Raw genomic sequence first — 22,099 nt, forward strand, 5'->3', positions numbered from 1 at the left:
GACGGCCCCGGGGCAGGGATGCTGATTTCTGGGGCAGCTTGCCTGCCAGCGATGCCGGGTTAACAGGGCCGCATCGCTGGCCGGCAAGCGTGCCGGCTCGGCCTGTCGAAACTTGCGTCTCAAGGGTGCCTCTGTCCCGGCTCTCTGCCACAATGTGCCAGCCTGACGACTACATGACCCCAAGGAGTACCGATGTTGCTGGCCATTGCCGCCGTGATTGGCGGGCTGATTCTGCTGGTGTGGAGTGCCGACAAATTTGTGGAAGGGGCTGCGGGCACGGCGGCCCATGCGGGTATGCCGCCGTTGCTGATCGGCATGCTGATTGTCGGTTTCGGTACCTCGGCGCCGGAGATGGTGGTATCGGCGCTGGCCGCCCTCGAAGGCAATCCTTCCCTGGCACTGGGTAACGCCTACGGTTCCAATATTTCCAATATCGCCCTGATTCTGGGGGTGGTGGCGGTAATCAGCCCCATTGCGGTGAACTCCGCGATCCTCAAGAAAGAGTTGCCGATTCTGGCCGTGATTACCCTGATTGCCGGTTACCAGCTCATCGACGGCAATATCACCCGCACCGATGCCTGGATTCTGATTGCGCTGCTGGCGGTGCTGATGGGGTGGTCGATCTACGCGGCCATGAGCGGCAAGGGGGATGTGCTCGGTGGCGAGGTGGAAACAGATCTGGCCGACCATCCGTTACCTTTGAAAAAAGCGCTGTTCTGGCTGGTGGTAGGGCTGATCCTGCTGGTGGCCAGCTCGCGGCTGCTGGTGTGGGGAGCGGTGTTCATTGCCCAGAGCCTTGGGGTCAGTGATCTGATCATCGGCCTGACCATCGTGGCCATTGGCACCTCGCTGCCGGAGCTGGCGTCCAGTATCGCGGCGGTGAAAAAGAACGAACACGATATCGCCTTCGGCAACGTGCTAGGCTCGAACCTGTTCAATACCCTCGGCGTGGTCGGTATTGCCGGTGCCATTAGCCCGATGGCGGTGGAGCCCGGTGTGCTGCAGCGGGACTGGGGCCTGATGATGGCGCTGACGCTGGCGTTGTTTGTGATGGGCTTTGGCCTGTGGGGCCGCAAGGGGCAAATCACCCGCAGCAACGGGGTCGGTTTGCTGGTGGTGTATGTGGCCTATATGGCCTATCTGGGGACCAGTCTGCTGGTGACCGCTGCATAACAAGGATTCAATCATGGCAGGGACGTCTGACAAGCTGGAACGCCGCGCATTTCTGTTTTCATTGATTGGGGTAAGTCTGGTATTTGCCCTGATGATGCAGCCCTTCTTTGCCCCCATTTTCTGGGCCTGTGCCATCAGCGTGATCTTCTATCCGTTCCAGAAGCGTGTGCTGGCGCGCTGGCCCAATCGGCGCAACCTGGTGGCCTTGTTAACGCTCACCCTGTGCGTGGTGCTGGTGATTATTCCGGTGTTGTTCGTGGCAACGTCTTTTGTCACAGAAGGGGTCGGGTTGTTCCAGAAAGTCCAGAGTGGCGAGGTCAACCTGGCCGACTACGTCGACAAGATCAAGCAGGCGTTTCCCGGGATACAAGCGTTGGCCGAGCGCTTTGATATTGATCTGGAGCGCATCAAACAACAGGCGGTCCAGGCCTTTACCGGCGCCGGACAGTTTCTTGCCAAACGGGCACTGGCCGTGGGGCAGAATACTTTCCAGTTTTTCCTCAACCTGGCCCTGATGTTGTATCTGGCGTTTTTCCTGTTGCGTGATGGCGACGCCATGGCGGCCATGCTGATTCGTGCCCTGCCATTGGGTGACGAACGCGAGAAGCTGCTTTTCGCCAAGTTTGCCGAAGTCACCCGTGCCACCATCAAGGGCAATCTGGTGGTGGCCATTACCCAGGGGGCCCTGGGTGGGTTGATCTTCTGGTGGCTCGGAATTCCGGGTGCGTTTTTGTGGGGGGTAGTGATGGCGGTGCTGTCATTGATCCCTGCGGTAGGTGCTGGCCTTATCTGGTTGCCGGTGGCGGTGTATCTGTATGCCGTGGGTGACGTGATCAGTGCTACCGTGTTGTTGCTTTACGGTATCTTCGTGATCGGTCTGGTCGATAATATCTTGCGTCCGATCCTGGTGGGGCGGGATACCAAGTTGCCGGATTACGTGGTGCTGTTTTCCACCCTGGGCGGGCTGGCCATGTTCGGGATTACCGGGTTCGCTCTTGGTCCCCTTCTGGCTGCGTTGTTTGTGGCGTTCTGGGGTATCTTTATTCGTGAATTCAATGAGGGCGAACCTGCTGCTGCGTTGTTGGAACAGCAGTCAGACCGCTCCGGGAGTGAATGACCGTGATTTTTCTGCGCATGGTGCTGGCGGCTTCCATAGCCGGTTTGTCTGCCTTCGGCTGTGATGAAGACGAGGATATCTTTGGCGACAGCACCCGCCTGTATTTCCACAACCAGCTAACCCAGAGCTCTGGCGGCAGTAGTGATGATGTGGTGGTGGATTTTTATGTGGACGACATGAATACCCCCCTCAGCGAGGATCGTGGCTATACCGAATCGGGTAATGTCAGCAGCAACCAGATCGAGCTGGATGACGACAACGAAAACCTCCAGTTTGATGTTCGTGGCCGTAGTTCAGGGACAACACTGATCAATGGGCCGATCAACCAGACGCTGGTAGCCGGTGACCGCTATACGGTGGTAATGATGGGGGACACGACACTCGATAATCGCCAATTAAGAAGTTTTCGTTACCAGGATGTAGATGTGGCCAGTGGCCAGATTCGGGTGCGTTTTATCAATACCCTTTCCCGCTTGTCCGGTGATGACCTCAGTGTGACCTTGCCCGGCGGCACCCAGCAGCTTGCATCAGATCTGGAGTATGGCAGCGCCAGCAGTTACACCACTCTCTCTGCGGGTGGCACCCTGCAAGTGGACGTCAACAACCAGACCCAGGGTATCCTGATTGACCAGGTCAGCTGTAATGTCAGCAGTGGCCGAAGCTACGATGCCATCATCGCCTATACGCGCTTTGACAGTGACGATGATCAGATTTCGATTTACTGCCAGCCCTATAGCTGAATCAGGTTAGCTGGAACTTTCTTCGTATTTCTGTTTCCTACCTGCGACAATAACGAATTCGGTTCATCGTTAGCTCGATGGCCGCTTCAGAACGCGAGTATTTGGGAGGAAGTATGCAGAAATGGGGTTGGCTTGCACTGGCCGGAACGGTGGTGCTGTCAGGGTGTGGCGGTGATAGTGATGACGATGTGGAATCGTTTCTCCGTGAGCGCACCGGGATCTATTTCCACAATCAACTGGGCGACCAGAGTGGCAGTGGCAATGAGCAGCAAGACACCACTGTCGATGTGATTATTCGCAATGATCTTTCCGGGCCCCTGTTTGAAGCCCGTGAGTACTCGACTACCGAGCAAGACGGCATGGCATTCAAGCTGGAGTCGGATACGGAAACCGTGCTTTTCGATATCAATAACGCCACTGCCACTCTGGTCGATGACACCGGGATTGCCCTTGCCGCCGGGGAAAACTATACCCTGGTGCTGATGGGGTTACTGGCCGGCAGTGGCGATCAAGTGCCGAAGCTCAAGGCATATGAGCAGATCCCCGCCTCTGTTGACGCCGGTCAGGTTCGGGTTCGTTTTGTTCATGCCCTGGCCGACAAGGCAGACCAGAACATCGACGTTTCGGTGGGTGCCTCGACCCTGGCCTCCGGGTTGGACTACGGCGCGGTCAGTAGCTACCAGACCGGCGCGCCTGAATCATCCTCCACGCTGACCGTGACATTGCAGGTGGGCGCAGCCAGTGCGGTGGATCGCAGCTGTTCGATTCAGCTGGGCAGAAGCTACGATGCGATCATTGCCCATCCCGCCCCGGACAGTACGGGTGTCGCCCTGTACTGTCAGGAAGTGGATGCGGGCTGATCATCCTTTCAGTCTCACCGTCGGGTCCAGGGCGGGGGCCTTTAGGGGCCCGCCCTGGTAGGCGGGTACATCACCAAAACGTGTGTTTGGCCACTGTTGCCAGTCCTTGAGGGCGTTTTCCAGCCGGGTCTGGTCGCGGCCCACAAAATTCCACCACAGCAATACCGGCTGGCTCAGGGGCTCACCGCCGAGCAGCATGAGCCGGCTGCCGGGATCCAGCGACAGCCGTAGTCGATCCCGTCCCTGCCCCAGATAGTAGAGCTCGCCGGTTTCCAGTGTGGATCCCTCCAGAGTCGCCCCCCCTGCGTTGATGCACAATCCCAGCTCAAAGTGCTCAGGCACGGCCAGCGACAACTCGCCGCCTTCGCGAGCGACGATGTCCGCCCCCACCAGCGGTGAAAAGACCTGGGCCGGGGATCGGTGGCCGTTCAGCTCGCCGACAACCAGAGTAAGCTGGGCGCAGTCCTGTTCCCATTGGGGCAGGTCACGGTGATGGGAAAAGGCCGGAGCGGTGTCTTCGTGCTCGGCAGGCAGGGCAATCCAGAATTGCAGGCCATGCATGGGGCCGCTAAACCCCGGCGGGCTTTCTTCGGAGTGGCAGATGCCGTAGCCGGCGGTCATCAGGTTGAGTTCGCCGGGCTCAATGATTTGCTCATACCCCAGGCTGTCCTTGTGCAGCAATGCGCCTTCGAATAGCCAGGTGACAGTTTGCAGGCCGGTATGGGGGTGGGTGCCCACATCCACCGCGTTATCCGGATTGAGGGAGGTGGGGCCGATGTGATCAAGAAAGCACCAGGGGCCGATCAATCGTTGAGTGCGACTGGGCAGGTGGCGAATGATGGGCAGGCCATTACCGAGAATGCTCCGGCGTGAGGCAACAGCATTGAGTGTCAGGGTGGTGGTGAGGTTGGGGCATTCCACCACTTCACCGTCGTGACCGGTATTGCTCATGGTGACCTCCAGGGCAGTGTGTTCGCGGCAGCCTGTTTCAGGAGTATGGTACTCACAGATCGCAAAGCAAAGGCCGCCCCTCGGGTGTGGCTCATCTTCTCGCAGACAGGAGCTCAGCATGGCAACAGTCGCCGTTCACAGCACGCACAAATACCAGCAGGCGATCCATGCCCGCCATCATCAGCTGAGTGCCGATGAGAGTGCTGCGCTGGGTGGTGATGACCAGGGGCCGAACCCTTATGAATTGCTGCTCTCAGGCCTTGGGGCCTGCACTTCGATCACTTTACGCATGTATGCCGAGCGAAAGGGCTGGTCGCTCGGTGAGATCCACGTGGACCTGCGTTTTTACCGGGACGAAGAAGGGGGCGAGCATATTGAGCGCACCCTTCACTGCAGTGGTGAGCTGGAGGTAGCCCAGCAAGAACGCTTGCTGGAGATTGCCGCCAGGACCCCGGTAACCCGTACCTTGCTGCAAGGCACGGCAGTCGCGACACAGTGGAAATAAGCGGCGCCCGCCACGCTCTTTTGGCATACTCGCGCCTCCATTGATTCAACGGAGGCGTTTGCCATGTTCAAGGTCAACGAATACTTCGATGCCAAGGTGGCATCCATTGCCTTTCAAACCGAAACCAAGCCGGCCACCGTGGGCGTAATGGCCCCGGGCGATTACGAATTCGGCACCAGCCAGCACGAAGTGATGACCGTGGTCAGCGGGGCCCTGACGGTGCAACTGCCGGGCGCGACCGATTGGCAGACCTTTGCTGCCGGTGAGACCTTCGAAGTGGAAGCCAACAGCAAGTTTCAGGTAAAGGTAGCGGTAGATACGGCGTACCTGTGCCTGTATGGCTGATCGCCACGGCACGACCAAAAAAGCAACACCACAATAAGAGCGCAAAGGGGGGGGAAGGGATGCCGTTTTTCCCGGCCAGGGATGGTGAATCACTACAGGTAAGAATTATCGGCCGTGGTCAGCCTGTGCTGATGCTGCATGGTTTGGGCATGCAAGGCCGGGACTGGCTGCCTTTTGTACTGCCGTTTACGCGGCGCTATCAATTCTTTCTGCCAGATTTTCGCGGTGCGGGTGGCTCTTCCCGGGTGCGTTTCAACCAGCCTGATGTGTTTCATAATCACATGCAGGATATGGAAGACCTGGTCAGCCATTTCGGTCTGAGTGACTTCTCACTGGTGGGGTATTCGCTGGGTGCCACCACCAGCCTCCATTGGCATGGCTATGGCGATTTCACTCCGGTTCGCCGTTACCTGCACATCGATCAGTCGCCCTGCATTGCCAATGGCAGTGATTGGGCCTATGGGCTGTTTGGTGACCAGCAGGTGCGTTTTTTTTCCCAGCTGGAAGCGCTGTTGGCCTTGTTGGACGGTGCCCCTGACGCAGGCCCTCTCAACCGTCTTGCCACGGGGCTGAGAGAGGCGGTATTGGGGCAGTTGCTGGATATCTTTTCCCAGGTCGCAGGGCGGCCCGAACTCCGCTCTGCCTACCAGTCCACCCGGCGCTGGTCCGGGATGTGGGCCCGGCTGCTGCCGGTGGCCGATGTGGCGGATCTGCGTGCCTACCTGCGCGCGTACCTGTCCCATACCCATGACTATCGCACCACCTCCGGTAACTTCCCTGTTCCGGCTACGGTGCTCACGGGAGCGTTGTCACCGCTATACCCTGCAGCCGGGCAGGCTGAGTTTGCCCGCCATATCCGTGCCCGCCATGTGGTGCTGGACAAGGCGGGGCATGTGCCACTGATGAGTCAGCCGGTGGCGTTCACCCGCGCCCTGGGACGTTTTTTAAACGAATAACGGAATCGGGTTTCGCAAATTGGCGGATTGTCGGTACCATGCGGGCGTCACAGACAACGCCTGAACGGGAGATCGGGGTGGCCGCCATTCATTCCTCTGCACCTTCACTGACCCTGCGTGCTGGCAGCGAGGCGATTGCCCATCTGCGCGAACACGGCTTGCGCCCCGAGGATGTGGATCTGTTGCCCGGGGCGGCAGGGGGTCCCAAGGCGCTGGGCATCAATGGCCTGGACAAGGCCGTGTTCGGCGACTTCCTGACACGTGCCCGTGTGCCGCGGACCCTGATCGGTGCGTCTATTGGCAGCTGGCGTTTCGCCGCCATCAGCATGAGTCAGGACCCGGCAGCGGCGCTGGACCGCCTGGCGGAGCTTTATACCCGTCAACGTTTCCCCAAGGGCATTACTGCCACGGACGTATCCCGCCGCTGCGCGGCCATGTTGTCCGAACTGTTGCAGGACCGGGATCAGCATATTCTCCGTCATTCCGATTACCGGCTGGTGATTGTGGTGATCCGTAGCCGCGGCTTGATGGCTCATCAGGGGCCGCTGGGTCTGGGCCTGGGGCTGGCTGGCCTGATCGGAACCAATCTGTTCAGCCGTCGTGCCACCGGTCTGTTCATGGAGCGGGGGCTGGTGTGCAGTGGCGACGCGCCGTTGCCACTGGGGCCGCTGAATGACTTCACCACCCACCGTATCCCGCTGTCCGCCGATAACCTGCGTGCTGCCTTGCTGGCCAGCGCTGCCATTCCCATGGTGCTCGATGGCGTCACCGAGTTTCCTGGTGCGCCTGAAGGGGTGTACCGCGATGGAGGCATGCTCGACTATCACCTGGATCTGCCTTACCAGAGCAACGGCATTGTGCTGTACCCGCACTTTACAGACCGGGTCATCCCCGGCTGGTTCGACAAGCCTTTGCGTTGGCGTAACGGCGACCCGCACCGCTTGCGTCGAATGCTGCTGGTCTCGCCGTCCCCCGAGTACCTGGCCAGCCTGCCCCACGGCAAGCTACCAGACCGTACCGACTTCAAGCATTACCTCGGCGACGACGCCGGCCGCGAGCAATACTGGAAAACCGCCATCGCCGAAAGCGAGCGCCTCGGTGATGAATTCCTGGAGCTGGTGGAAACCGGCAAATGGGAAGAGCGGTTGAAGGTAGTGAACAGTTAACAGTGAATAGTGAACAGCGTCGCGGAAGCGACCTGGGGTTGTTGAACGCATGAGGCCGCGTCCAGACGTTGGGCGCGGCCTCATGTGTTGAAAAACCGGAAAGGTTGCTCGCGCAACTGTTAACTGTTCACTGAACCCCTGCTAGTCTCCCCCTACCCTCTACCACCCGCCGAGCGTGCCTTTGAACTCAACTGCTTCTCTTTCCAATACCGCGCTTGCCCGCCAGTTGTGGCAGCAGACCTGGCCCATGGCGCTGGGGGTGATGTCGTTGCTCGGGTTTCATCTGGTCGACAGCATTTTTGTGGCGCGGTTGGGCACGGCGCCGCTGGCGGCCCAGTCCTTTACCTTCCCGTTGGCGTTTCTGGTGATCGGGGTGCAGGTGGGGGTGGGCATCGCCATTGCCGCGCTGATTTCACGCTCCATCGGCGCCGGCAAGCAGACCGAAGCCAACCGGCTGGGGGCGCTGGTGCTGGTCGGCGGTGGCGTGCTCCAGGGGTTGCTGGTGGGGCTGTTGTGGCTGGTACAGACCCCGGTGTTCACCCTGTTGGGGGCGTCGCCGGAAATCCAGACGTTGATTCGCCCCTATTGGGCCCTGCAATTGCCTGCCATGTGGGTGGGCGGTGTGGTGTATTTTGGCTACAGCCTGTTCCGGGCCCACGGCAATACCCGCTTCCCGGGTCTGATGATGGTGGTCACCAGCCTGCTCAATCTGGTGCTCGACCCGCTGCTGATTTTCGGGGTGGGGGAGTGGCAGGGTTTCGGTCTGCCGGGGGCGGCACTGGCGACCCTGTTGGCGTTTGCGCTGGGGGGCGTGCTGCTGGTGCTGTCTCTGAAGGGCAAGGGCTGGGTGCAACGTGAGGGCATGTTGCAGCAGATGCGCGACTCGGCCCTGCCGTTTTTTCATATTGCCGGGCCAGCGATGATCAGCCAGCTGATGCCCCCCTTGGCGGCCATGCTGGCCACCGCGCTGGTGGCGCGCAGTGGGGACCAGGCGGTGGCTGCCTGGGGGATGGCCAGTCGTCTGGAGAGCTTCTCCATCGTTCTGGTGCTGGGCATGACCATGGCACTGCCGCCCTGGCTGGGGCGTTGCTACGGCAGCAATGACTGGGACACCGTGCAACGGCTGATGAAAGTGGGCGCGGCCATGGTGGTGGGTTGGCAGGTGCTGCTGGGGCTGTTGCTGGCGGTCCTGGCCGGGCCGCTGGCCGGGATGTTGGTAGACTCGGCCCCGGTGCAGGCCTACCTCACCGTGCTGATTCGCTGGCTGCCTCCCAGCTATGGTTTGCTGGGTGTCTGCATGCTGGTGGTCTCAGCCAGTAATGCCCTCGGCTGGCCCATGCGTGCCATGTTGATTTCCTTCCTGCGTCTGTTCCTGTGCTACCTGCCGCTGTTATGGCTGGGCTTCCACCTCGGCGACTTCGGCGGCCTCGCCCTGGGCGCGGCCTTTGGCAACCTGATGGCTGGTGTGATGGCGTGGGGGATGTATCGACAGGCGCTTTCTTCCGTGAACAGTTAACAGCGTCGCGGAAGCGACCCGGGGTTTTAGAACGCATGAGGCCGCGTCCAGACGTTGGGCGCGGCCTCATGCGTTGAAAACCGAAAAGGTTGCTCGCGCAGCTATTCACTTTTCACGGTTAACTGTTCACTGCTTTCCCTCTCCCACTCCGGTGGTTTCCACAGGTGTTTCAGGCGCTGGGTGAGGGGGCCGCGTTTTGCCATGGCTTTGAACATGTCGGCGTATTCGTGGCACCAGTTGACGATCAGACTGTTGCTGTAGACCGGGCGGGTGATGCCGTATTCCACCGGCAAATCCTGTTTTTCCTCCACGAAGGTGCCGAACATCTTGTCCCAGACAATGAAGACACCGGCGTAGTTCTGATCGATGTATTCCGGGTTGCGGCCGTGATGAACACGGTGGTGGCTTGGGGTATTGAAGACAGCTTCAATGGCCGGGTGAAGCTTGTCCACCAGGGTGGTGTGGATGAAGTACTGGTACACCAGCGACAGGGCATAGCAGACCCCGATCCATACCGGATTGAAACCCACGAAGGCCAGCGGCACGTAGAACAGCCAGCCACCATTGAAGATATTGGTGGCGTTCTGGCGCATGGCGGTGGAGAAGTTCATGCGCTCGGAAGAATGATGGGTGACGTGGGCGGCCCAGAACCAGCGCACCCGATGGGAGGTGCGATGGAACCAGTAATAGAAGAAATCCACCAGCACCCACAACAGCAAGGCCGTCGCCCAGCTCAATTCGATGTCCATGAGCCGGTGGTGGAAGGCAAAGGCATAGACCGGGAACGCGATCAGGCCGGCGAACAACAGTTCGGTGGTCTGGTAGCCCGCGCCTAGCAGGAAGTTGAGCAGGGACTCGCGGCCATTGGCCAGTGCCGGGTTATGGCGGATCTTTCGGTACTCCCACAGGAACAGGCCGATAAACACGGGCGTGGCAACCACAAAGATCAACTGCCGCTCGTCCAGGGCCAGCCAGGGGGAAACGGCTTCCCACAGTGGCATCAATCCACTCTCACGCAGTACATCCTCGAACCATTCCAGCAGCACCATGGGGCCTCCACCGTTATGCGTTGTTGTCATGCAGGCATTATGGGCGGCAGCTGACGGCAGGTATTGACGATGCATGCCGTATTTTTGACAATCGATGCCAAACGACAAACGGATAATCGCCCATGGCAACCCCCATGCGGGTGACCGGAGCCTGGATCCAGCTGCTGACGGATTGGCTGGACCAGGAGAATCTGCCGGCCCCTGAACTGCGTACCTTGCTCGATAGCCGTAGCAGTGCCGATGTGGTGCCGATTCCACTCTGGCAAGACATGCTGGCGCAGGCGGTGGCGCTACGGCCGGGCCGGCCTGCACCGGGGCTGGCCATCGGTGCGCGGATTCAGCCGCGCCATGTTGGCGTGCTGGGGTACCTGTTGCTCACCTGTCGGACCCTTGGCGAAGCCATGCTGGCGTACCAGCGCTATGAATCCCTGTTCTACGGCCAGAATCTGGTCGAGGTGCATGCCGAGGGCGACACCATGATGCTGCGCTGGTCGGGGGAGGACTCCACCGGTGAGTTGGCAGACACCGTGGCCATCGCCAGCCTGGTGGCGTTTCTGCGTCGCCAGCTGGACGATCCGCCCGCTCCGCTGGCGGTGGATTTTCCCTTCGCGACCCCGTCGGCAGCGGCATGCGCCGCCCATGAGGCGTTCTTTGGCTGCCCGGTGCGTTTTGCGCAACCCTGGACCCAGGTGGTGTTCCCGGTGCATCTGCTGACCCTGCCACTCCCGCATAGCGACCCCAGCATGCGCAGCCTGCTGGACCGCCAGGCCAGCGCCATGCTGCTGGCGCTACCGGACTCCGACAGCTTCGATCGTGCCCTGCAACAGGCCATGGTGAGGCTGATGCCCGAGGGCAAGGTCACGCTGCCGCGGCTGGCGGCCACGCTGCACATGTCGGTACGCACCCTGCAGCGTCGATTGGCGGAACGTCAGCTGACCTGGCGCGCACTGCTTGACCGGACCCGCGAGCAATTGGGACGCCACTACCTGGCCGACCCGTCCCTCACGCTGGGGGACATTGCCCTGCTGCTGGGGTTTTCCGAGCACAGCGCGTTCAGCCGAGCCTGGCGCCAATGGACCGGCAGCACACCGGCAGTGGCCCGCCGTCAGCTGCGGGGATTGCAAGGTTGAGCACGAAAGCGTCACAGGATGTGTAGGGGAAATGGGGCCTAAAGTCAGAGAAAACAGCGAGTTAATGTGATTGGCGAGACGCCGCTATCAAAACTGTCCGGGCCCCTGAACAATCCTGTCATTGCTGATTGATACGCATCTTGTTTACCTTGCTGCCATCACGCCCTGTGGGGCAGTTGTGAATTCAGCAGGGGAACACACCCATGAAAACGCGTATTACTGAATTGCTGGGCATCCAGTATCCGATCGTACAGGGCGGCATGCAGAACGTGGGCTACGCCGAATTGGCAGCCGCGGTATCCAACGCCGGTGGTCTGGGCATCATCACCGGCCTGACCCAGCCTACTCCGGAAGATCTGGACAAGGAAATCAAGCGCTGCAAGGAAATGACCGACAAGCCCTTCGGCGTGAACCTGACCATCCTGCCCACCATCAAGCCGGTTCCCTACGAAGAATACGCGCGCGTGATCTGTGAAAACGGCATTCCGGTGGTCGAAACCGCTGGCCGTAACCCGGAACCCTTCATGCCGTTGTTTGCCGATGCGGGCGTCAAGGTTGTTCATAAGTGTACCTCTGTACGTCACGCCCTGAAGGCCGAGAAAGTCGGTGTGGCGGCGGTGTCAGTGGACGGCTTCGAGTGTGCCGGCCACCCCGGTGAAGATGACATTCCCAACCTGGTATTGCTGCCTGCCGCAGCCAAGGTGCTGAAGATCCCGATGCTGGCTTCCGGGGGTATTGGTACCGGTGCCCAGATGGCCGCCTGTCTGGCCCTGGGTGCGGATGGCATCAATATGGGAACCCGTTTCCTGGCCTCTGCAGAAGCGCCGGTTCACGAGAACATGAAGAAGGCCATCGCCGAAGCGTCCGAGCTGGACACCGCGCTGATCTTCCGTCCGCTGAACAATACCGCTCGCGTGTTCAAGAACGCCGTTGCCACCAAGGTAAACGAGATTGAGCGTGAGAAAGGTCAGGACATGAAGTTCGAATACATCGTTGACCTGGTGGCCGGTGTGAAAGGCAAGGCCGCGCTGACCTCTGGCGAAATCGATGGTGGTATCTGGACCTCCGGTATTGTTCAGGGCCTGATCGACAGCTACCCGAGCTGTGCAGAAATTATTGATGACATCATTACCGAGTGTAATGCCACCATCAAACAACGTCTGGCCGGTTTCATCGACGGCTAAACGTTCCCGGTTTTAAACTCGCTCTCCCGAGTCCAGCCAGGGGTTTTCCCCTGGCTTTTTTTTGCCCGCTTTGCGGTCGCAACACGCAACACGAAACATTCCCATACCCTCCGTAGGAGCGCCGGTTATTCGCTACGCTCGGTGGCGGCACGATAGCCGTTGTTAAATGTTAGGGCGCACGAACGAGCCAACCTCTCACTCCCGGATTATGCTGTTGAAAGCCCACAGCTCACAGCTAAAACCCCGGCTTGGTCACCGCCAGATAAATAATCATCGGAATAAAAATCATCACCAGCGGGGTGCTGATGCGAAAGAACAGCCAGTGCCACTGCATCAGCTTTTCATAGCGCTTCATGTCGCCTTTCAGGCGCCATTGTTTCTTGCTGCCTCCGAAATGCGAAATCCAGTAATCAAACACTTCCACCGGGATGAAGATGCCGATGACGATGGCCAGCTTGACCATCAGCCAGTGGGAGTCCATTCCCCAACCGGTAAGCCATACCATGAGTGCGCCGGTGGCCAGCACGATCGGGAAGGCGATGTGTTCCAGCGATGCGCCCCGGTCGAACTGTTCCATGGTCCAGTTGCGACGTTCCAGCCGGTGGGGGTCATCCGGGGTGCGTTGCCAGGCCAGCCAGGCCGATTTCACGTACCAGGTGTAGGCCACCGCCGTACTGAAACTCCAGATCATCACGAAAAGTAAATGAACAAACTTGATTTGTAGATACCAGGGCAGCAGTAGCTGGCGAAGTTCTTCCATCGGGTGTGATCCCTCTTTTTTTCTTCAATCTACGCGGGCCGGTCCGGTGGTGACATGACCAATTCGCCAAGGGCGTTTGTCAGCCCTTGTCAGTGCAAATGGAAGGGGAAGCTTTCACCCTGAGGGAAAGAAAAAAATCACGCAGGAGACACGGAATGGATCTCGGCAAGAATGCGCACATCCGGCTGGAACCGGAAGACGAATACATGCACCCCATTGAAGCTGCCAGCAACTTCAACGAAAGCATGTACATCAATCTGTTTGATCACGATCAGGCCTGCGGTGGCTGGTTTCGTGTCGGGAATCGGCCCAATGAAGGCCATGCGGAAATGTCGTTCTGTTTTTATCTTCCTGACGGGCGCGTGGCCTTCATGTTCCGGCGTGTGTCCATCGACAGCAATGAGGCGCTGGAGGCCGGGGGCATGCGCTTCGAGGTGGTCGAGCCGTTCAAAACCCTGAAGCTGCATTACCAGGGGGAGGCCTGCCTGCTGGATGATCCCCAGCAAATGGAAGACCCCAAGCAGGCGTTTGCCAATAACCCGCGGGTAAAGGTCAGTGCATCGCTCACCTTCACGGGTATGACGCCGGTGTACGGTGGCGAAGCGGTGGATGATAACGGTAACCCGATTGAGGAAGACCCGGACGAATCCTTTGCCCGCGGCCATTACGAGCAGCACATGAAAGGGCAGGGTGAGGTCACGATCGATGGCGAAGCCTTCGCCCTGAACGGGTTTGGGCTGCGCGATCATTCCTGGGGGCCGCGCTACTGGCAAAACCTGTACTGGTATCGCTGGTTGCCGCTGGTGTTCCGTGAGGACTTTGCCGTCAACGTGTCCATTGTGCAGATGGCCAGCGGTCGCCGGCATATCTGGGGCATGGTGTACGACACCCGGGATGGCAGTGAGGCGGCGTACGATCTGGTGGAAACCGCAACACTGTCGTCCACCCTCGATGGCCGCGATCAGGCGACGGCCCAGTCTGTGTCCCTGCGTACGGTCAGTGGCAGGGAGTATCAGATAGAAGGGAAGTCGCTGGCGCTCATTCCCCTGCGTAACCGTCGCCAGACTGATGCCGGCGAGTGGCGTCATACCCGTATTACCGAAGCCATGAGCCGCTTTCATTGTGATGGGCTCACCGGCTATGGCATGTCGGAGTACCTGAACCAGATCGTCGAGGGTGTGCCAGTAGGCCGCCACTGCTGATGGCCATTACCGCAGAGCGTATCGGGCAGGTCTTGCCGGCACGGCTGGCAGGGCAGGTCGAGATTAGCCGTTGTCGTCGCCTGACCGCGGGCGCGTCGGCCGATACCTGGCGTGTGCAGGCTACACTGGACGGGCAGCCACAGGACTGGATTCTGCGGCTGGATGCCGGCGCCGAAGATCTTGGCATGGCGCCGGGCAAAACCTGGGAGGCCCGTGCCCAGCAGGCTGCGGGGGAAGCGGGCTGCCCGGTGGCCAGGGTAGTGACCATTCTGTCGGGGCAGGAAGGACTGGGGGAGGGCTACCTGATGGAAGCGCTACCCGGTGAATCGCTACCGCCGGTGTTGTTGAAGGACGATCGCTACCGCCCGGCACGGGACGGTTTTTGCCAGCAGGCGGCACAGGCGCTGGCGGCCATTCACCGTACCCCGCCCGCTGTCTTGGACGGCTTGCCGGTGCAGGATGCCCTGACCCAGGTAGAGCAACTGTACGCCATGCATCAGGATTACGGTGAAGCCTTGCCTGTTTTTTCCCTGGTCTATGGCTGGCTGAAAGCCAATGCCCCGGAATGTGCGTCCCCGGCGCTCGTGCACGGGGATTTCCGGTTGGGAAATTTTCTGATCACGGACAACGGTTTGCAGGGCGTGCTGGACTGGGAGCTGACGCACCTGGGCGACCCCATGGAAGACCTGGGCTGGCTGTGCGTGAACGCCTGGCGCTTTGGTCGTCGTCACCTGCCTGTTGCCGGTATCGACAGCCGCGAGGCCTTATACCTCGCCTACCAGGCCGCCACGGGCATCACCGTGGACCCGCTCCATGCCCGTTATTGGGAATTGCTCGGCACCTTCAAGTGGGGGGTGATCTGTCAGTACCAGGCGTACAGTTACCTGCGCGGTCATGTGCCCAGCCTGGAGCGCGCCGCCATTGGCCGCCGCGTGGCGGAAACGGAATACGACATGCTGGTCTGCCTGCAGGATCTCACGGAGCTGAACCATGCCCCTTAATCGCCCCACCGCCAGTGAGTTGGTGGCTGCCATTGCCGCCTACCGTCAGCAGCCGGATGCGGATTCCCGGGTCGATGACTACTACGGCAAGATCATTCGCCATCTGGAGGCGTTGCTGGCCCGGGAAGCGACGCTATCGCCGCGCTATCAGAAAAACGAACGCGAGGTGATCAAGCAAAGCGCGGACATTCTGGGTCTGAAAGACAGCGATGCTGCCACGTTGGCAGAGGCGTTTTCGCAAGGCGTGTTGCCTGATGCATTGCAGAAAATTCTGAGCCTCTGGCTTCCCCTGGCCGAAGAAAAACTGGCTATCGACAACCCCCGTTACCCGCTTTGAGGTTCGCCCCTCAAGCGGGAGCTTCGGGCTGCGGGCACGGTTGTGCCCGCGGGTAATGCTACTGTAACTTCTCTGCGTGATAGCGCAGATGTTCATCAATAAAGCTGGCGATAAAGAAGTAGGAATGGTCGTAGCCCGGCTGCAGTCTCAGGGTGCATGGCACGCTGGCCTCTTCGCAGGCGGCGGCCAGGGCCTCGGGGCGCAGTTGTCCGTCCACGTAGAAGTTGTCAGCGTCCCCTTGATCGACCAGTAACGGCAGGTCGCTACCCTGGGCCTTGATCAGTTCACAGCTGTCCCATTCATGCCACAGTTCCCGGTTGTCTCCCAGGTAGCCGCCCAGTGCCTTTTCGCCCCACGGGCATTGGCCCGGATTGCAGATGGGGGCAAAGGCCGAGACGGAGGTGTAGCGGCCAGGGTTTTTCAGCGCGCAGATCAGAGCACCATGTCCGCCCATGGAATGACCGCTAATGGCCTGCTTGCCATTCAGCGGAAAGTGCGCGCTCACCAGGGCGGGCAATTCGCTGGTGACGTAGTCATACATGCGGTAATGCTGGTTCCACGGAGCCTGGGTGGCGTTCACATAAAAGCCGGCACCGGATCCAAAATCATAGCTGTCGTGTTCGCCCGGCAAGTCACTGCCGCGGGGGCTGGTATCCGGGCAGACGATGGCCAACCCAAGTTCTGCCGCCGTGCGTTGTGCGCCCGCTTTCTGCATGAAGTTTTCGTCCGTGCAGGTAAGGCCGGAGAGCCACCACAGCAGTGGTACGGGGTGCTCTTCTGCCGCAGGGGGCAGGTAAATGGCAAAGATCATGTCGCAGTTCAGTACGGTACTGCGGTGCTTGTAGCGTTTCAGCCAGCCACCGAAGGACTTGGTGGCGGAAACCAGTTCGATATCGGACATGAATAATCCCTCGCTGGCACGCCTCACGCTGTCACGCGTATGGGCGTGTTAGCGTGAAGCGTGTTGCGTGTAGGTGTTCTAGAACAAGATGACAGAGCGGATGCTCTTGCCTTCGTGCATCAGATCAAAGGCTTTGTTGATGTCTTCCAGGCCCATGGTGTGGGTCACGAATTCATCCAGTTTGATTTCGCCTTTCATGTAGCGATCCACATAGCCCGGCAGTTCGGTACGGCCTTTAACGCCACCGAAAGCGGAGCCTTTCCAGACCCGGCCGGTGACCAGCTGGAACGGACGGGTGGCAATTTCTTCGCCGGCACCGGCCACGCCAATGATCACGGATTCGCCCCAGCCCTTGTGGCAGCACTCCAGCGCGGAACGCATCACATTGACGTTACCGATGCACTCAAAGGAATAGTCCACACCGCCATCAGTCAGCTCCACGATCACATCCTGAATCGGGTCGCTGTACTGGGTGGGGTTGATGAAGTCGGTGGCGCCAAACTGGCGCGCCATGGTTTCCTTGCTGTCGTTCACGTCGATGGCAATGATGCGCTCGGCCTTGGCCATCACCGCACCCTGAATCACCGACAGGCCGATACCGCCCAGGCCGAATACGGCGACCGTGGACCCGGGCTCCACCTTGGCGGTATTCAACACGGCACCAATGCCGGTGGTGACACCGCAGCCGAGCAGACAGATCTTGTCCATGGGCGCTTCCTTGCTCACCTTGGCCAGGGAAATTTCCGGCACGACGGTGTATTCAGAGAAGGTGCTGGTGCCCATGTAGTGGTGCAGCATCTTGCCATTCATGGAGAAGCGGCTGGTGCTGTCGGGCATCAAGCCCTGGCCCTGGGTGGCACGCACCGCCTGGCACAGGTTGGTCTTGCCGCTGAGGCAGAATTTACACTGGCGGCATTCGGCGGTGTAGAGCGGGATCACGTGGTCGCCCGGCTTGAGGCTGGTCACCCCTTCGCCCACTTCCTGCACGATGCCGGCGCCTTCGTGGCCGAGGATGGAGGGGAAGATCCCTTCCGGATCCTTGCCGGACAGGGTGTAGGCATCGGTGTGGCACACGCCGGTGGCAACGATCTGTACCAGCACTTCACCGGCCTTGGGGCCGGCCACGTCGACTTCTTCAATGACCAGGGGTTTGCCTGCTTCCCAGGCAACGGCGGCGCGTGACTTCATGGTAACTCCAGTAATAACCGAGGGTCGGGAGAGCCGGCGGTGGTGGCGATCGGTCGGTGCCGATGTCCGCCCTGCCGTGGCCGGCGAGTGATGGATTCACTATACGCAGACACGAATGAAGGGATAAGGCACAATATGGCAATAGATTGTTGCTGTTGAGCAATAATAACGCAGAGCAATTTGCCTGATGTCCGACCTTCCATCTCTCATTCACCCGCCCTGTCCAGGAGCGGGTCGGGGGCTTTATGCAGCACTGGGACCGAATTGAAGCGTTTGTGGAAGTGGTGCGTCGCGGCTCTTTTGCGCATGCGGCGCGACATCTGGGCGTGTCCAGTTCCCATGTCAGCCGCTTGGTGGCGAGACTGGAAACCCAGCTGGGCACCCAGTTGTTGTACCGGACCACGCGCCGCCTGACGCTCACGGATGCCGGCCAGGTGTACTTTGAGCACTGTGGCCAGTTGTTCGATGGCTTTCAGGAGGCCCTGGCAGCAATCAGTGATTTCCAGCAGAGCCCCACCGGGGTGCTCAAGCTCACCTGTGCGACGACCTTCGGCGAGCGTTTTATCGCTCCGTTGGTGAATGACTTTCTGGACCGGCACCCGCAGTTGTCTGTGCAGCTGGATTTCACCAACCGCCGGGTGGATATCGTTGATGAGGGGTTCGATGTGGCGATTCGCACGGGCGCCTTGCCTGATTCGTCGCTGATTGCGCGCAAGCTGTGTGCCCGTCGGGAGTATGTGGTGGGGTCGGCAGGCTACTTTCAACGCCATGCCCGCCCCCATACCCTGGGTGAGCTGGGCCGGCATAATTGTTTGCGCGGGTCCGCCAGCCAGTGGAGCTTTGATGTGGATGGCCAGCACCGTCACCTGAAAGTGCAGGGGAACTGGCAGGGCAACTCCGGGGTGGCGTTACTGGATGCGGCGCGAAAGGGGTTAGGGCTGGTGCAGCTGCCGGATTATTACGTGGAAGCCGATCTGGAAAGTGGCGCGCTGGTCAGTGTGCTTGACCAGTATGCGTGCACCCACACTGCCGTCTGGGTGGTGTACCCGCGCCACCGTCACCTGTCACCCAAGGTCCGGCAGTTTGTGGATTTTCTGGTGGCGTCGTTTGCCTGAAAATCGCTTCAGCCACGACCCCGCGGCGCACCAAACAGAACGTGATCAATCCAGCAGGGCGCGCAGGTTGGCGATGCTGGCTTCGGCTACCGCATCTTCTTTGGCTTCGTCTTTCTGTACGCCGATGCCAAGGTAGTCGATATCTTCCTGGGGAATTTCTTCCAGGAAACGGCTGGCGGCGGTATCGATTTTTTCGCCGTACTGTTTGCGGGTCAGGGCCTGTGTCATGGCCAGGGTCTCGCGGGCACGGGTAATACCCACATACATCAGGCGTCGCTCTTCGACGATGTTGTCTTCCTCGATACTGGTGCGATGCGGCAACAGCTCTTCTTCTACGCCCATCATGTAAACGTGGGGAAATTCCAGCCCTTTGGAGGCGTGCAGGGTCATCAGTTGCACCCGGTCGGAATCGTCTTCTTCTTCCTGTTGCTCGAGCATGTCCAGCAGCACCAGTTTCTTGATCACGGCCTCCAGGTCGCTGGCGCCGTCGTCTTCCTCTTCCTGCTTTTCCAGCATACGTTCAATGCTGCGAACCAGCTGCCAGACGTTTTCGATGCGCTTTTCACCAATGCGCGGGCTGGAGGCGTTCTGCATCAGCCAGCCTTCGTAGTCGATGTCGGAAATCAGTTCGTTAACGGCCTGCAAACTGTTCTGGCCAAAGCAGAACTCGCGCTTGGCATCCAGCCATGCCTTGAATTTCTGCAGCTTCTCGGCGGACTTGGGTGCCATCACCTCGCTGAGCGCAAAATCATCGCAGACATGGTAGAGGCCTTGCTCACGTTTGAGCGCCCAGGTGGCCAGCTTTTCCAGTGTGGTCGGGCCGATTTCGCGGCGTGGCGTATTGATGATGCGCAGGAAAGCATTGTCGTCATCCGGATTGACCAGCAGCCGCAGGTAGCACATCAGGTCCTTGATCTCGCTGCGCGAGAAGAAGCTGGTGCCGCCGGATACCTTGTACGGGATCGACAGGCTCTGCAGTTTCATTTCCAGAATGCGTGACTGGAAATTGCCGCGATAAAGAATGGCAAAGTCTTTCCACTTGAGGCCGTGCTGTAATCGGCGGTGGAAGATGTCGCTGGCGATCCATTCGGTTTCGGCATCTTCATCGCGCAGGGCAGAAAAGCGAATCGGTTCGCCGTAGCCGTAATCGGACCACAGGGTTTTTTCGAATACGTGAGGGTTATTGTCGATGACGGTATTGGCGGCCTTCAGAATGCGGCCGGTAGAGCGGTAATTCTGTTCCAGCTTGACGACTTTCAGTGCGGGCCAGTCTTCCTGCAGCTGTGCCAGGTTTTCCGGGCGGGCTCCGCGCCAGGCATAAATGGACTGATCGTCATCGCCCACCACGGTGAACTTGCCCTCTGGCAGGGTCAGCATTTTTACCAGCTCGTACTGGGCGCCATTGGTGTCCTGGTACTCATCCACGAGCAGATACTGGATACGGTTACGCCACTTTTCCAGAATGCGCGGCTGCTCCTTGAACATGCGTGCCGGCATCAAAATCAGGTCATCAAAGTCCACCGCGTTGCACACCCGCAGCATGCGGTCGTAACCCCCGTAGGCCATGGCGGCCCGCAGGGTCTCGTCGGAGTCGGCGGTGCTCACCGCTTCCTCCGGCAATACCAGTGCGTTCTTCCAGTCGGAGATGTGCTTGTGGATCACGTCCACCGCGTCCAGGTCCCGCTCGGAGTCACCCTGGCGAAGAATTTCCTTGAGGATCTCCTTGCTATCGGCGCCATCGAGAATGGAAAAGCCATTGCGCAGGCCGCAGGCTTTCAGCTCGGACTTGAGAATGCGCAGACCCAGATTGTGGAAAGTGGAGACGATCAGGCCCCGGGTCAGGTCGCGACTCACCAGGGACTGCACCCGTTCTTTCATTTCACGGGCGGCTTTGTTGGTAAAGGTCACCGCCGCGATGTGCCGCGCCGACATGCCCCGCTCCTGGATCAGCCAGGCGATCTTGCGGGTGATCACGCTGGTCTTTCCGGAACCGGCCCCGGCCAGCACCAGCAAGGGGCCATCGGCGTAGTGCACGGCTTCCTGTTGGCGGGGATTGAGTTTGCTCATGGGGTGCAGTCCGGTTCGGGAGTGGGGCAAAGGCGGGTATGATACCAGCGTCGTGGCTGCACTCCAGATACCGGATGTCAGTTGATCGCCCACTTGTCGTGAACGGACCCACCATGCGCCTGGATTATTTTCTTGCCCACAGTACTGGCCTCAGTCGCAAGCAGGTCAAGGTGCTGATCGGCCGTGGCGAGGTGCAGGTGGAGGGCGAGCCCCGGCCCAAAGCAAATACCCCGCTGATCAGCGGGCAAGGGGTATGGTTGCGCGGCGAGCCGGTGACGTTGCCGGGGGCGCGCTATCTGATGCTGCACAAGCCTGCCGGGGTGGTGTGTTCCACGGATGATCCGGAGCATCGTACGGTGCTGGATCTGCTGCCGGGGGAGCTGCGCCGTGATGTGCACCCCGCCGGGCGACTGGACAGGGACACCACCGGGCTGGTGCTGCTCACCAGCGACGGCGACTGGTCCCATCGATTGACGTCCCCCAATCATGCCTGCGCCAAACGCTACCGGGTGCGCTGTGCAGATCCCCTGAGTGAGCAAGACCTGCAGTCACTGCGTGACGGCGTTCTGTTGCGCGGCGAAGACAAGCCTACCTTGCCGGCCACGGCAGTGCGGGTGAGCGAACGGGAGCTGTTGTTGACGATTACCGAGGGGCGTTACCACCAGGTGAAGCGGATGCTGGCGGCCCGGGGCAACAAGGTGATCGGGCTGCATCGCGAACAGATCGGCGAGATCGCTCTCGACGCCGCCTTGGCCCCCGGTGAGTACCGTCAGCTCACCGAGGAAGAGATCGCTGGCGTGTGATGGGCTGATCGCTGTTTCTCACTGCAGGAGCTT

The 22,099-nt window shown here is 59.9% G+C and carries 22 protein-coding genes; 16 read left to right on the forward strand and 6 right to left on the reverse strand.

Features of this window, described 5'->3' with window-relative positions:
• Window positions 1–192 precede the first annotated feature (192 nt).
• The 4 genes from D4A39_RS09570 (at window position 193) to D4A39_RS09585 (ending at window position 3,890) form a co-directional block, all read left to right on the forward strand.
• Entirely contained in the window at window positions 193–1,173 is a 981-nt protein-coding gene (locus tag D4A39_RS09570) for a calcium/sodium antiporter (RefSeq protein ID WP_022985510.1), read from the forward strand.
• A gap of 13 nt (window positions 1,174–1,186) precedes the next feature.
• Window positions 1,187–2,290 carry an AI-2E family transporter gene (locus D4A39_RS09575; protein ID WP_119917979.1) on the forward strand — a complete coding sequence of 368 codons (1,104 nt, stop codon included), beginning with the start codon at window positions 1,187–1,189 and terminating at the stop codon, window positions 2,288–2,290.
• Window positions 2,287–3,030, forward strand: coding sequence for a DUF4397 domain-containing protein (locus D4A39_RS09580; protein ID WP_022985508.1), 744 nt, complete (start codon window positions 2,287–2,289; stop codon window positions 3,028–3,030). Before D4A39_RS09575 ends, D4A39_RS09580 begins: the two co-directional genes overlap by 4 nt.
• Before the next feature lie 113 nt (window positions 3,031–3,143).
• On the forward strand, window positions 3,144–3,890 hold the full coding sequence (locus D4A39_RS09585; RefSeq protein WP_022985507.1) for a DUF4397 domain-containing protein: 747 nt from the start codon (window positions 3,144–3,146) through the stop codon (window positions 3,888–3,890).
• Here the strand turns inward: D4A39_RS09585 and D4A39_RS09590 are convergent, their stop codons facing one another.
• Window positions 3,891–4,841: a pirin family protein gene (locus D4A39_RS09590; RefSeq protein WP_022985506.1), complete on the reverse strand. Its 951-nt coding sequence runs from the start codon at window positions 4,839–4,841 to the stop codon at window positions 3,891–3,893. It lies immediately after the preceding gene.
• A 118-nt stretch (window positions 4,842–4,959) separates the two neighbouring features.
• On the opposite strand from D4A39_RS09590, the gene D4A39_RS09595 reads away from it, so the two are divergent.
• The 5 genes from D4A39_RS09595 (at window position 4,960) to D4A39_RS09615 (ending at window position 9,329) form a co-directional block, all read left to right on the forward strand.
• The gene (locus D4A39_RS09595; RefSeq protein WP_022985505.1) at window positions 4,960–5,346 is read left to right on the forward strand and encodes an OsmC family protein; all 387 of its coding nucleotides are present in this window, start codon (window positions 4,960–4,962) and stop codon (window positions 5,344–5,346) included.
• A gap of 63 nt (window positions 5,347–5,409) precedes the next feature.
• Entirely contained in the window at window positions 5,410–5,691 is a 282-nt protein-coding gene (gene ppnP / locus D4A39_RS09600; RefSeq protein WP_022985504.1) for a pyrimidine/purine nucleoside phosphorylase, read from the forward strand.
• A gap of 59 nt (window positions 5,692–5,750) precedes the next feature.
• Window positions 5,751–6,647 carry an alpha/beta fold hydrolase gene (locus D4A39_RS09605; RefSeq protein ID WP_022985503.1) on the forward strand — a complete coding sequence of 299 codons (897 nt, stop codon included), beginning with the start codon at window positions 5,751–5,753 and terminating at the stop codon, window positions 6,645–6,647.
• Between the two features lie 77 nt (window positions 6,648–6,724).
• Window positions 6,725–7,813 (forward strand): hypothetical protein, encoded by a 1,089-nt coding sequence (locus tag D4A39_RS09610; protein WP_022985502.1) that lies wholly within the window; start codon window positions 6,725–6,727, stop codon window positions 7,811–7,813.
• A 181-nt stretch (window positions 7,814–7,994) separates the two neighbouring features.
• The gene (locus D4A39_RS09615; protein ID WP_031226495.1) at window positions 7,995–9,329 is read left to right on the forward strand and encodes an MATE family efflux transporter; all 1,335 of its coding nucleotides are present in this window, start codon (window positions 7,995–7,997) and stop codon (window positions 9,327–9,329) included.
• Window positions 9,330–9,430: 101 nt separating this feature from the next.
• Here the strand turns inward: D4A39_RS09615 and D4A39_RS09620 are convergent, their stop codons facing one another.
• Window positions 9,431–10,408: a sterol desaturase family protein gene (locus tag D4A39_RS09620; RefSeq protein ID WP_031226494.1), complete on the reverse strand. Its 978-nt coding sequence runs from the start codon at window positions 10,406–10,408 to the stop codon at window positions 9,431–9,433.
• Window positions 10,409–10,500: 92 nt separating this feature from the next.
• Between D4A39_RS09620 and D4A39_RS09625 the strand changes: the two genes are divergently transcribed.
• Window positions 10,501–11,508 carry an AraC family transcriptional regulator gene (locus D4A39_RS09625; protein ID WP_022985499.1) on the forward strand — a complete coding sequence of 336 codons (1,008 nt, stop codon included), beginning with the start codon at window positions 10,501–10,503 and terminating at the stop codon, window positions 11,506–11,508.
• Window positions 11,509–11,711: 203 nt separating this feature from the next.
• Window positions 11,712–12,692, forward strand: a complete 981-nt coding sequence (locus tag D4A39_RS09630) for an NAD(P)H-dependent flavin oxidoreductase (protein ID WP_022985498.1) — start codon at window positions 11,712–11,714, stop codon at window positions 12,690–12,692.
• A 235-nt stretch (window positions 12,693–12,927) separates the two neighbouring features.
• Here the strand turns inward: D4A39_RS09630 and D4A39_RS09635 are convergent, their stop codons facing one another.
• A complete protein-coding gene (locus tag D4A39_RS09635; RefSeq protein ID WP_022985497.1) occupies window positions 12,928–13,452 on the reverse strand; it encodes a hypothetical protein in 525 nt (174 codons plus the stop codon).
• Window positions 13,453–13,607: 155 nt separating this feature from the next.
• Here D4A39_RS09635 and D4A39_RS09640 point away from each other — a divergent pair, with 155 nt between their 5' ends.
• The 3 genes from D4A39_RS09640 to D4A39_RS09650 are packed head-to-tail and all read left to right on the forward strand — an operon-like array spanning window position 13,608 to window position 15,992.
• The gene (locus tag D4A39_RS09640) at window positions 13,608–14,654 is read left to right on the forward strand and encodes a DUF7064 domain-containing protein (protein WP_119917980.1); all 1,047 of its coding nucleotides are present in this window, start codon (window positions 13,608–13,610) and stop codon (window positions 14,652–14,654) included.
• The gene (locus D4A39_RS09645; RefSeq protein ID WP_022985495.1) at window positions 14,654–15,655 is read left to right on the forward strand and encodes a phosphotransferase family protein; all 1,002 of its coding nucleotides are present in this window, start codon (window positions 14,654–14,656) and stop codon (window positions 15,653–15,655) included. Before D4A39_RS09640 ends, D4A39_RS09645 begins: the two co-directional genes overlap by 1 nt.
• A complete protein-coding gene (locus D4A39_RS09650; protein ID WP_022985494.1) occupies window positions 15,645–15,992 on the forward strand; it encodes a hypothetical protein in 348 nt (115 codons plus the stop codon). Before D4A39_RS09645 ends, D4A39_RS09650 begins: the two co-directional genes overlap by 11 nt.
• A gap of 58 nt (window positions 15,993–16,050) precedes the next feature.
• Here the strand turns inward: D4A39_RS09650 and fghA are convergent, their stop codons facing one another.
• Both fghA and D4A39_RS09660 read right to left on the reverse strand, forming a co-directional pair.
• A complete protein-coding gene (gene fghA / locus D4A39_RS09655; protein WP_022985493.1) occupies window positions 16,051–16,893 on the reverse strand; it encodes an S-formylglutathione hydrolase in 843 nt (280 codons plus the stop codon).
• Window positions 16,894–16,971: 78 nt separating this feature from the next.
• Window positions 16,972–18,081, reverse strand: coding sequence for an S-(hydroxymethyl)glutathione dehydrogenase/class III alcohol dehydrogenase (locus D4A39_RS09660; protein ID WP_022985492.1), 1,110 nt, complete (start codon window positions 18,079–18,081; stop codon window positions 16,972–16,974).
• A gap of 245 nt (window positions 18,082–18,326) precedes the next feature.
• Here D4A39_RS09660 and D4A39_RS09665 point away from each other — a divergent pair, with 245 nt between their 5' ends.
• Window positions 18,327–19,196, forward strand: a complete 870-nt coding sequence (locus D4A39_RS09665) for a LysR substrate-binding domain-containing protein (RefSeq protein ID WP_022985491.1) — start codon at window positions 18,327–18,329, stop codon at window positions 19,194–19,196.
• 45 nt (window positions 19,197–19,241) lie between these two features.
• Here the strand turns inward: D4A39_RS09665 and rep are convergent, their stop codons facing one another.
• The gene (gene rep / locus D4A39_RS09670) at window positions 19,242–21,263 is read right to left on the reverse strand and encodes a DNA helicase Rep (RefSeq protein WP_022985490.1); all 2,022 of its coding nucleotides are present in this window, start codon (window positions 21,261–21,263) and stop codon (window positions 19,242–19,244) included.
• 113 nt (window positions 21,264–21,376) lie between these two features.
• Here rep and D4A39_RS09675 point away from each other — a divergent pair, with 113 nt between their 5' ends.
• Complete coding sequence (locus D4A39_RS09675) at window positions 21,377–22,066, forward strand: pseudouridine synthase (protein WP_022985489.1); 690 nt, start codon at window positions 21,377–21,379, stop codon at window positions 22,064–22,066.
• The last annotated feature ends 33 nt before the right edge of the window (window positions 22,067–22,099 follow it).

This window comes from Alcanivorax profundi (genome assembly GCF_003597125.1).
Lineage (GTDB): Bacteria > Pseudomonadota > Gammaproteobacteria > Pseudomonadales > Alcanivoracaceae > Alcanivorax > Alcanivorax profundi.

What these genes read in the sequence shown, in the direction of transcription:
- D4A39_RS09590 (WP_022985506.1), bottom strand. Translation starts at nt 4,841, where the DNA reads ATGAGCAATACCGGTCACGACGGTGAAGTGGTGGAATGCCCCAACCTC.
- D4A39_RS09660 (WP_022985492.1), bottom strand. Translation starts at nt 18,081, where the DNA reads ATGAAGTCACGCGCCGCCGTTGCCTGGGAAGCAGGCAAACCCCTGGTC.
- D4A39_RS09620 (WP_031226494.1), bottom strand. Translation starts at nt 10,408, where the DNA reads ATGACAACAACGCATAACGGTGGAGGCCCCATGGTGCTGCTGGAATGG.
- rep (WP_022985490.1), bottom strand. Translation starts at nt 21,263, where the DNA reads ATGAGCAAACTCAATCCCCGCCAACAGGAAGCCGTGCACTACGCCGAT.
- D4A39_RS09640 (WP_119917980.1), top strand. Translation starts at nt 13,608, where the DNA reads ATGGATCTCGGCAAGAATGCGCACATCCGGCTGGAACCGGAAGACGAA.
- D4A39_RS09625 (WP_022985499.1), top strand. Translation starts at nt 10,501, where the DNA reads ATGGCAACCCCCATGCGGGTGACCGGAGCCTGGATCCAGCTGCTGACG.
- D4A39_RS09570 (WP_022985510.1), top strand. Translation starts at nt 193, where the DNA reads ATGTTGCTGGCCATTGCCGCCGTGATTGGCGGGCTGATTCTGCTGGTG.
- fghA (WP_022985493.1), bottom strand. Translation starts at nt 16,893, where the DNA reads ATGTCCGATATCGAACTGGTTTCCGCCACCAAGTCCTTCGGTGGCTGG.
- D4A39_RS09635 (WP_022985497.1), bottom strand. Translation starts at nt 13,452, where the DNA reads ATGGAAGAACTTCGCCAGCTACTGCTGCCCTGGTATCTACAAATCAAG.
- D4A39_RS09650 (WP_022985494.1), top strand. Translation starts at nt 15,645, where the DNA reads ATGCCCCTTAATCGCCCCACCGCCAGTGAGTTGGTGGCTGCCATTGCC.
- D4A39_RS09585 (WP_022985507.1), top strand. Translation starts at nt 3,144, where the DNA reads ATGCAGAAATGGGGTTGGCTTGCACTGGCCGGAACGGTGGTGCTGTCA.
- D4A39_RS09675 (WP_022985489.1), top strand. Translation starts at nt 21,377, where the DNA reads ATGCGCCTGGATTATTTTCTTGCCCACAGTACTGGCCTCAGTCGCAAG.
- D4A39_RS09575 (WP_119917979.1), top strand. Translation starts at nt 1,187, where the DNA reads ATGGCAGGGACGTCTGACAAGCTGGAACGCCGCGCATTTCTGTTTTCA.
- D4A39_RS09645 (WP_022985495.1), top strand. Translation starts at nt 14,654, where the DNA reads ATGGCCATTACCGCAGAGCGTATCGGGCAGGTCTTGCCGGCACGGCTG.
- D4A39_RS09580 (WP_022985508.1), top strand. Translation starts at nt 2,287, where the DNA reads ATGACCGTGATTTTTCTGCGCATGGTGCTGGCGGCTTCCATAGCCGGT.
- D4A39_RS09630 (WP_022985498.1), top strand. Translation starts at nt 11,712, where the DNA reads ATGAAAACGCGTATTACTGAATTGCTGGGCATCCAGTATCCGATCGTA.
- ppnP (WP_022985504.1), top strand. Translation starts at nt 5,410, where the DNA reads ATGTTCAAGGTCAACGAATACTTCGATGCCAAGGTGGCATCCATTGCC.
- D4A39_RS09605 (WP_022985503.1), top strand. Translation starts at nt 5,751, where the DNA reads ATGCCGTTTTTCCCGGCCAGGGATGGTGAATCACTACAGGTAAGAATT.
- D4A39_RS09665 (WP_022985491.1), top strand. Translation starts at nt 18,327, where the DNA reads ATGCAGCACTGGGACCGAATTGAAGCGTTTGTGGAAGTGGTGCGTCGC.
- D4A39_RS09595 (WP_022985505.1), top strand. Translation starts at nt 4,960, where the DNA reads ATGGCAACAGTCGCCGTTCACAGCACGCACAAATACCAGCAGGCGATC.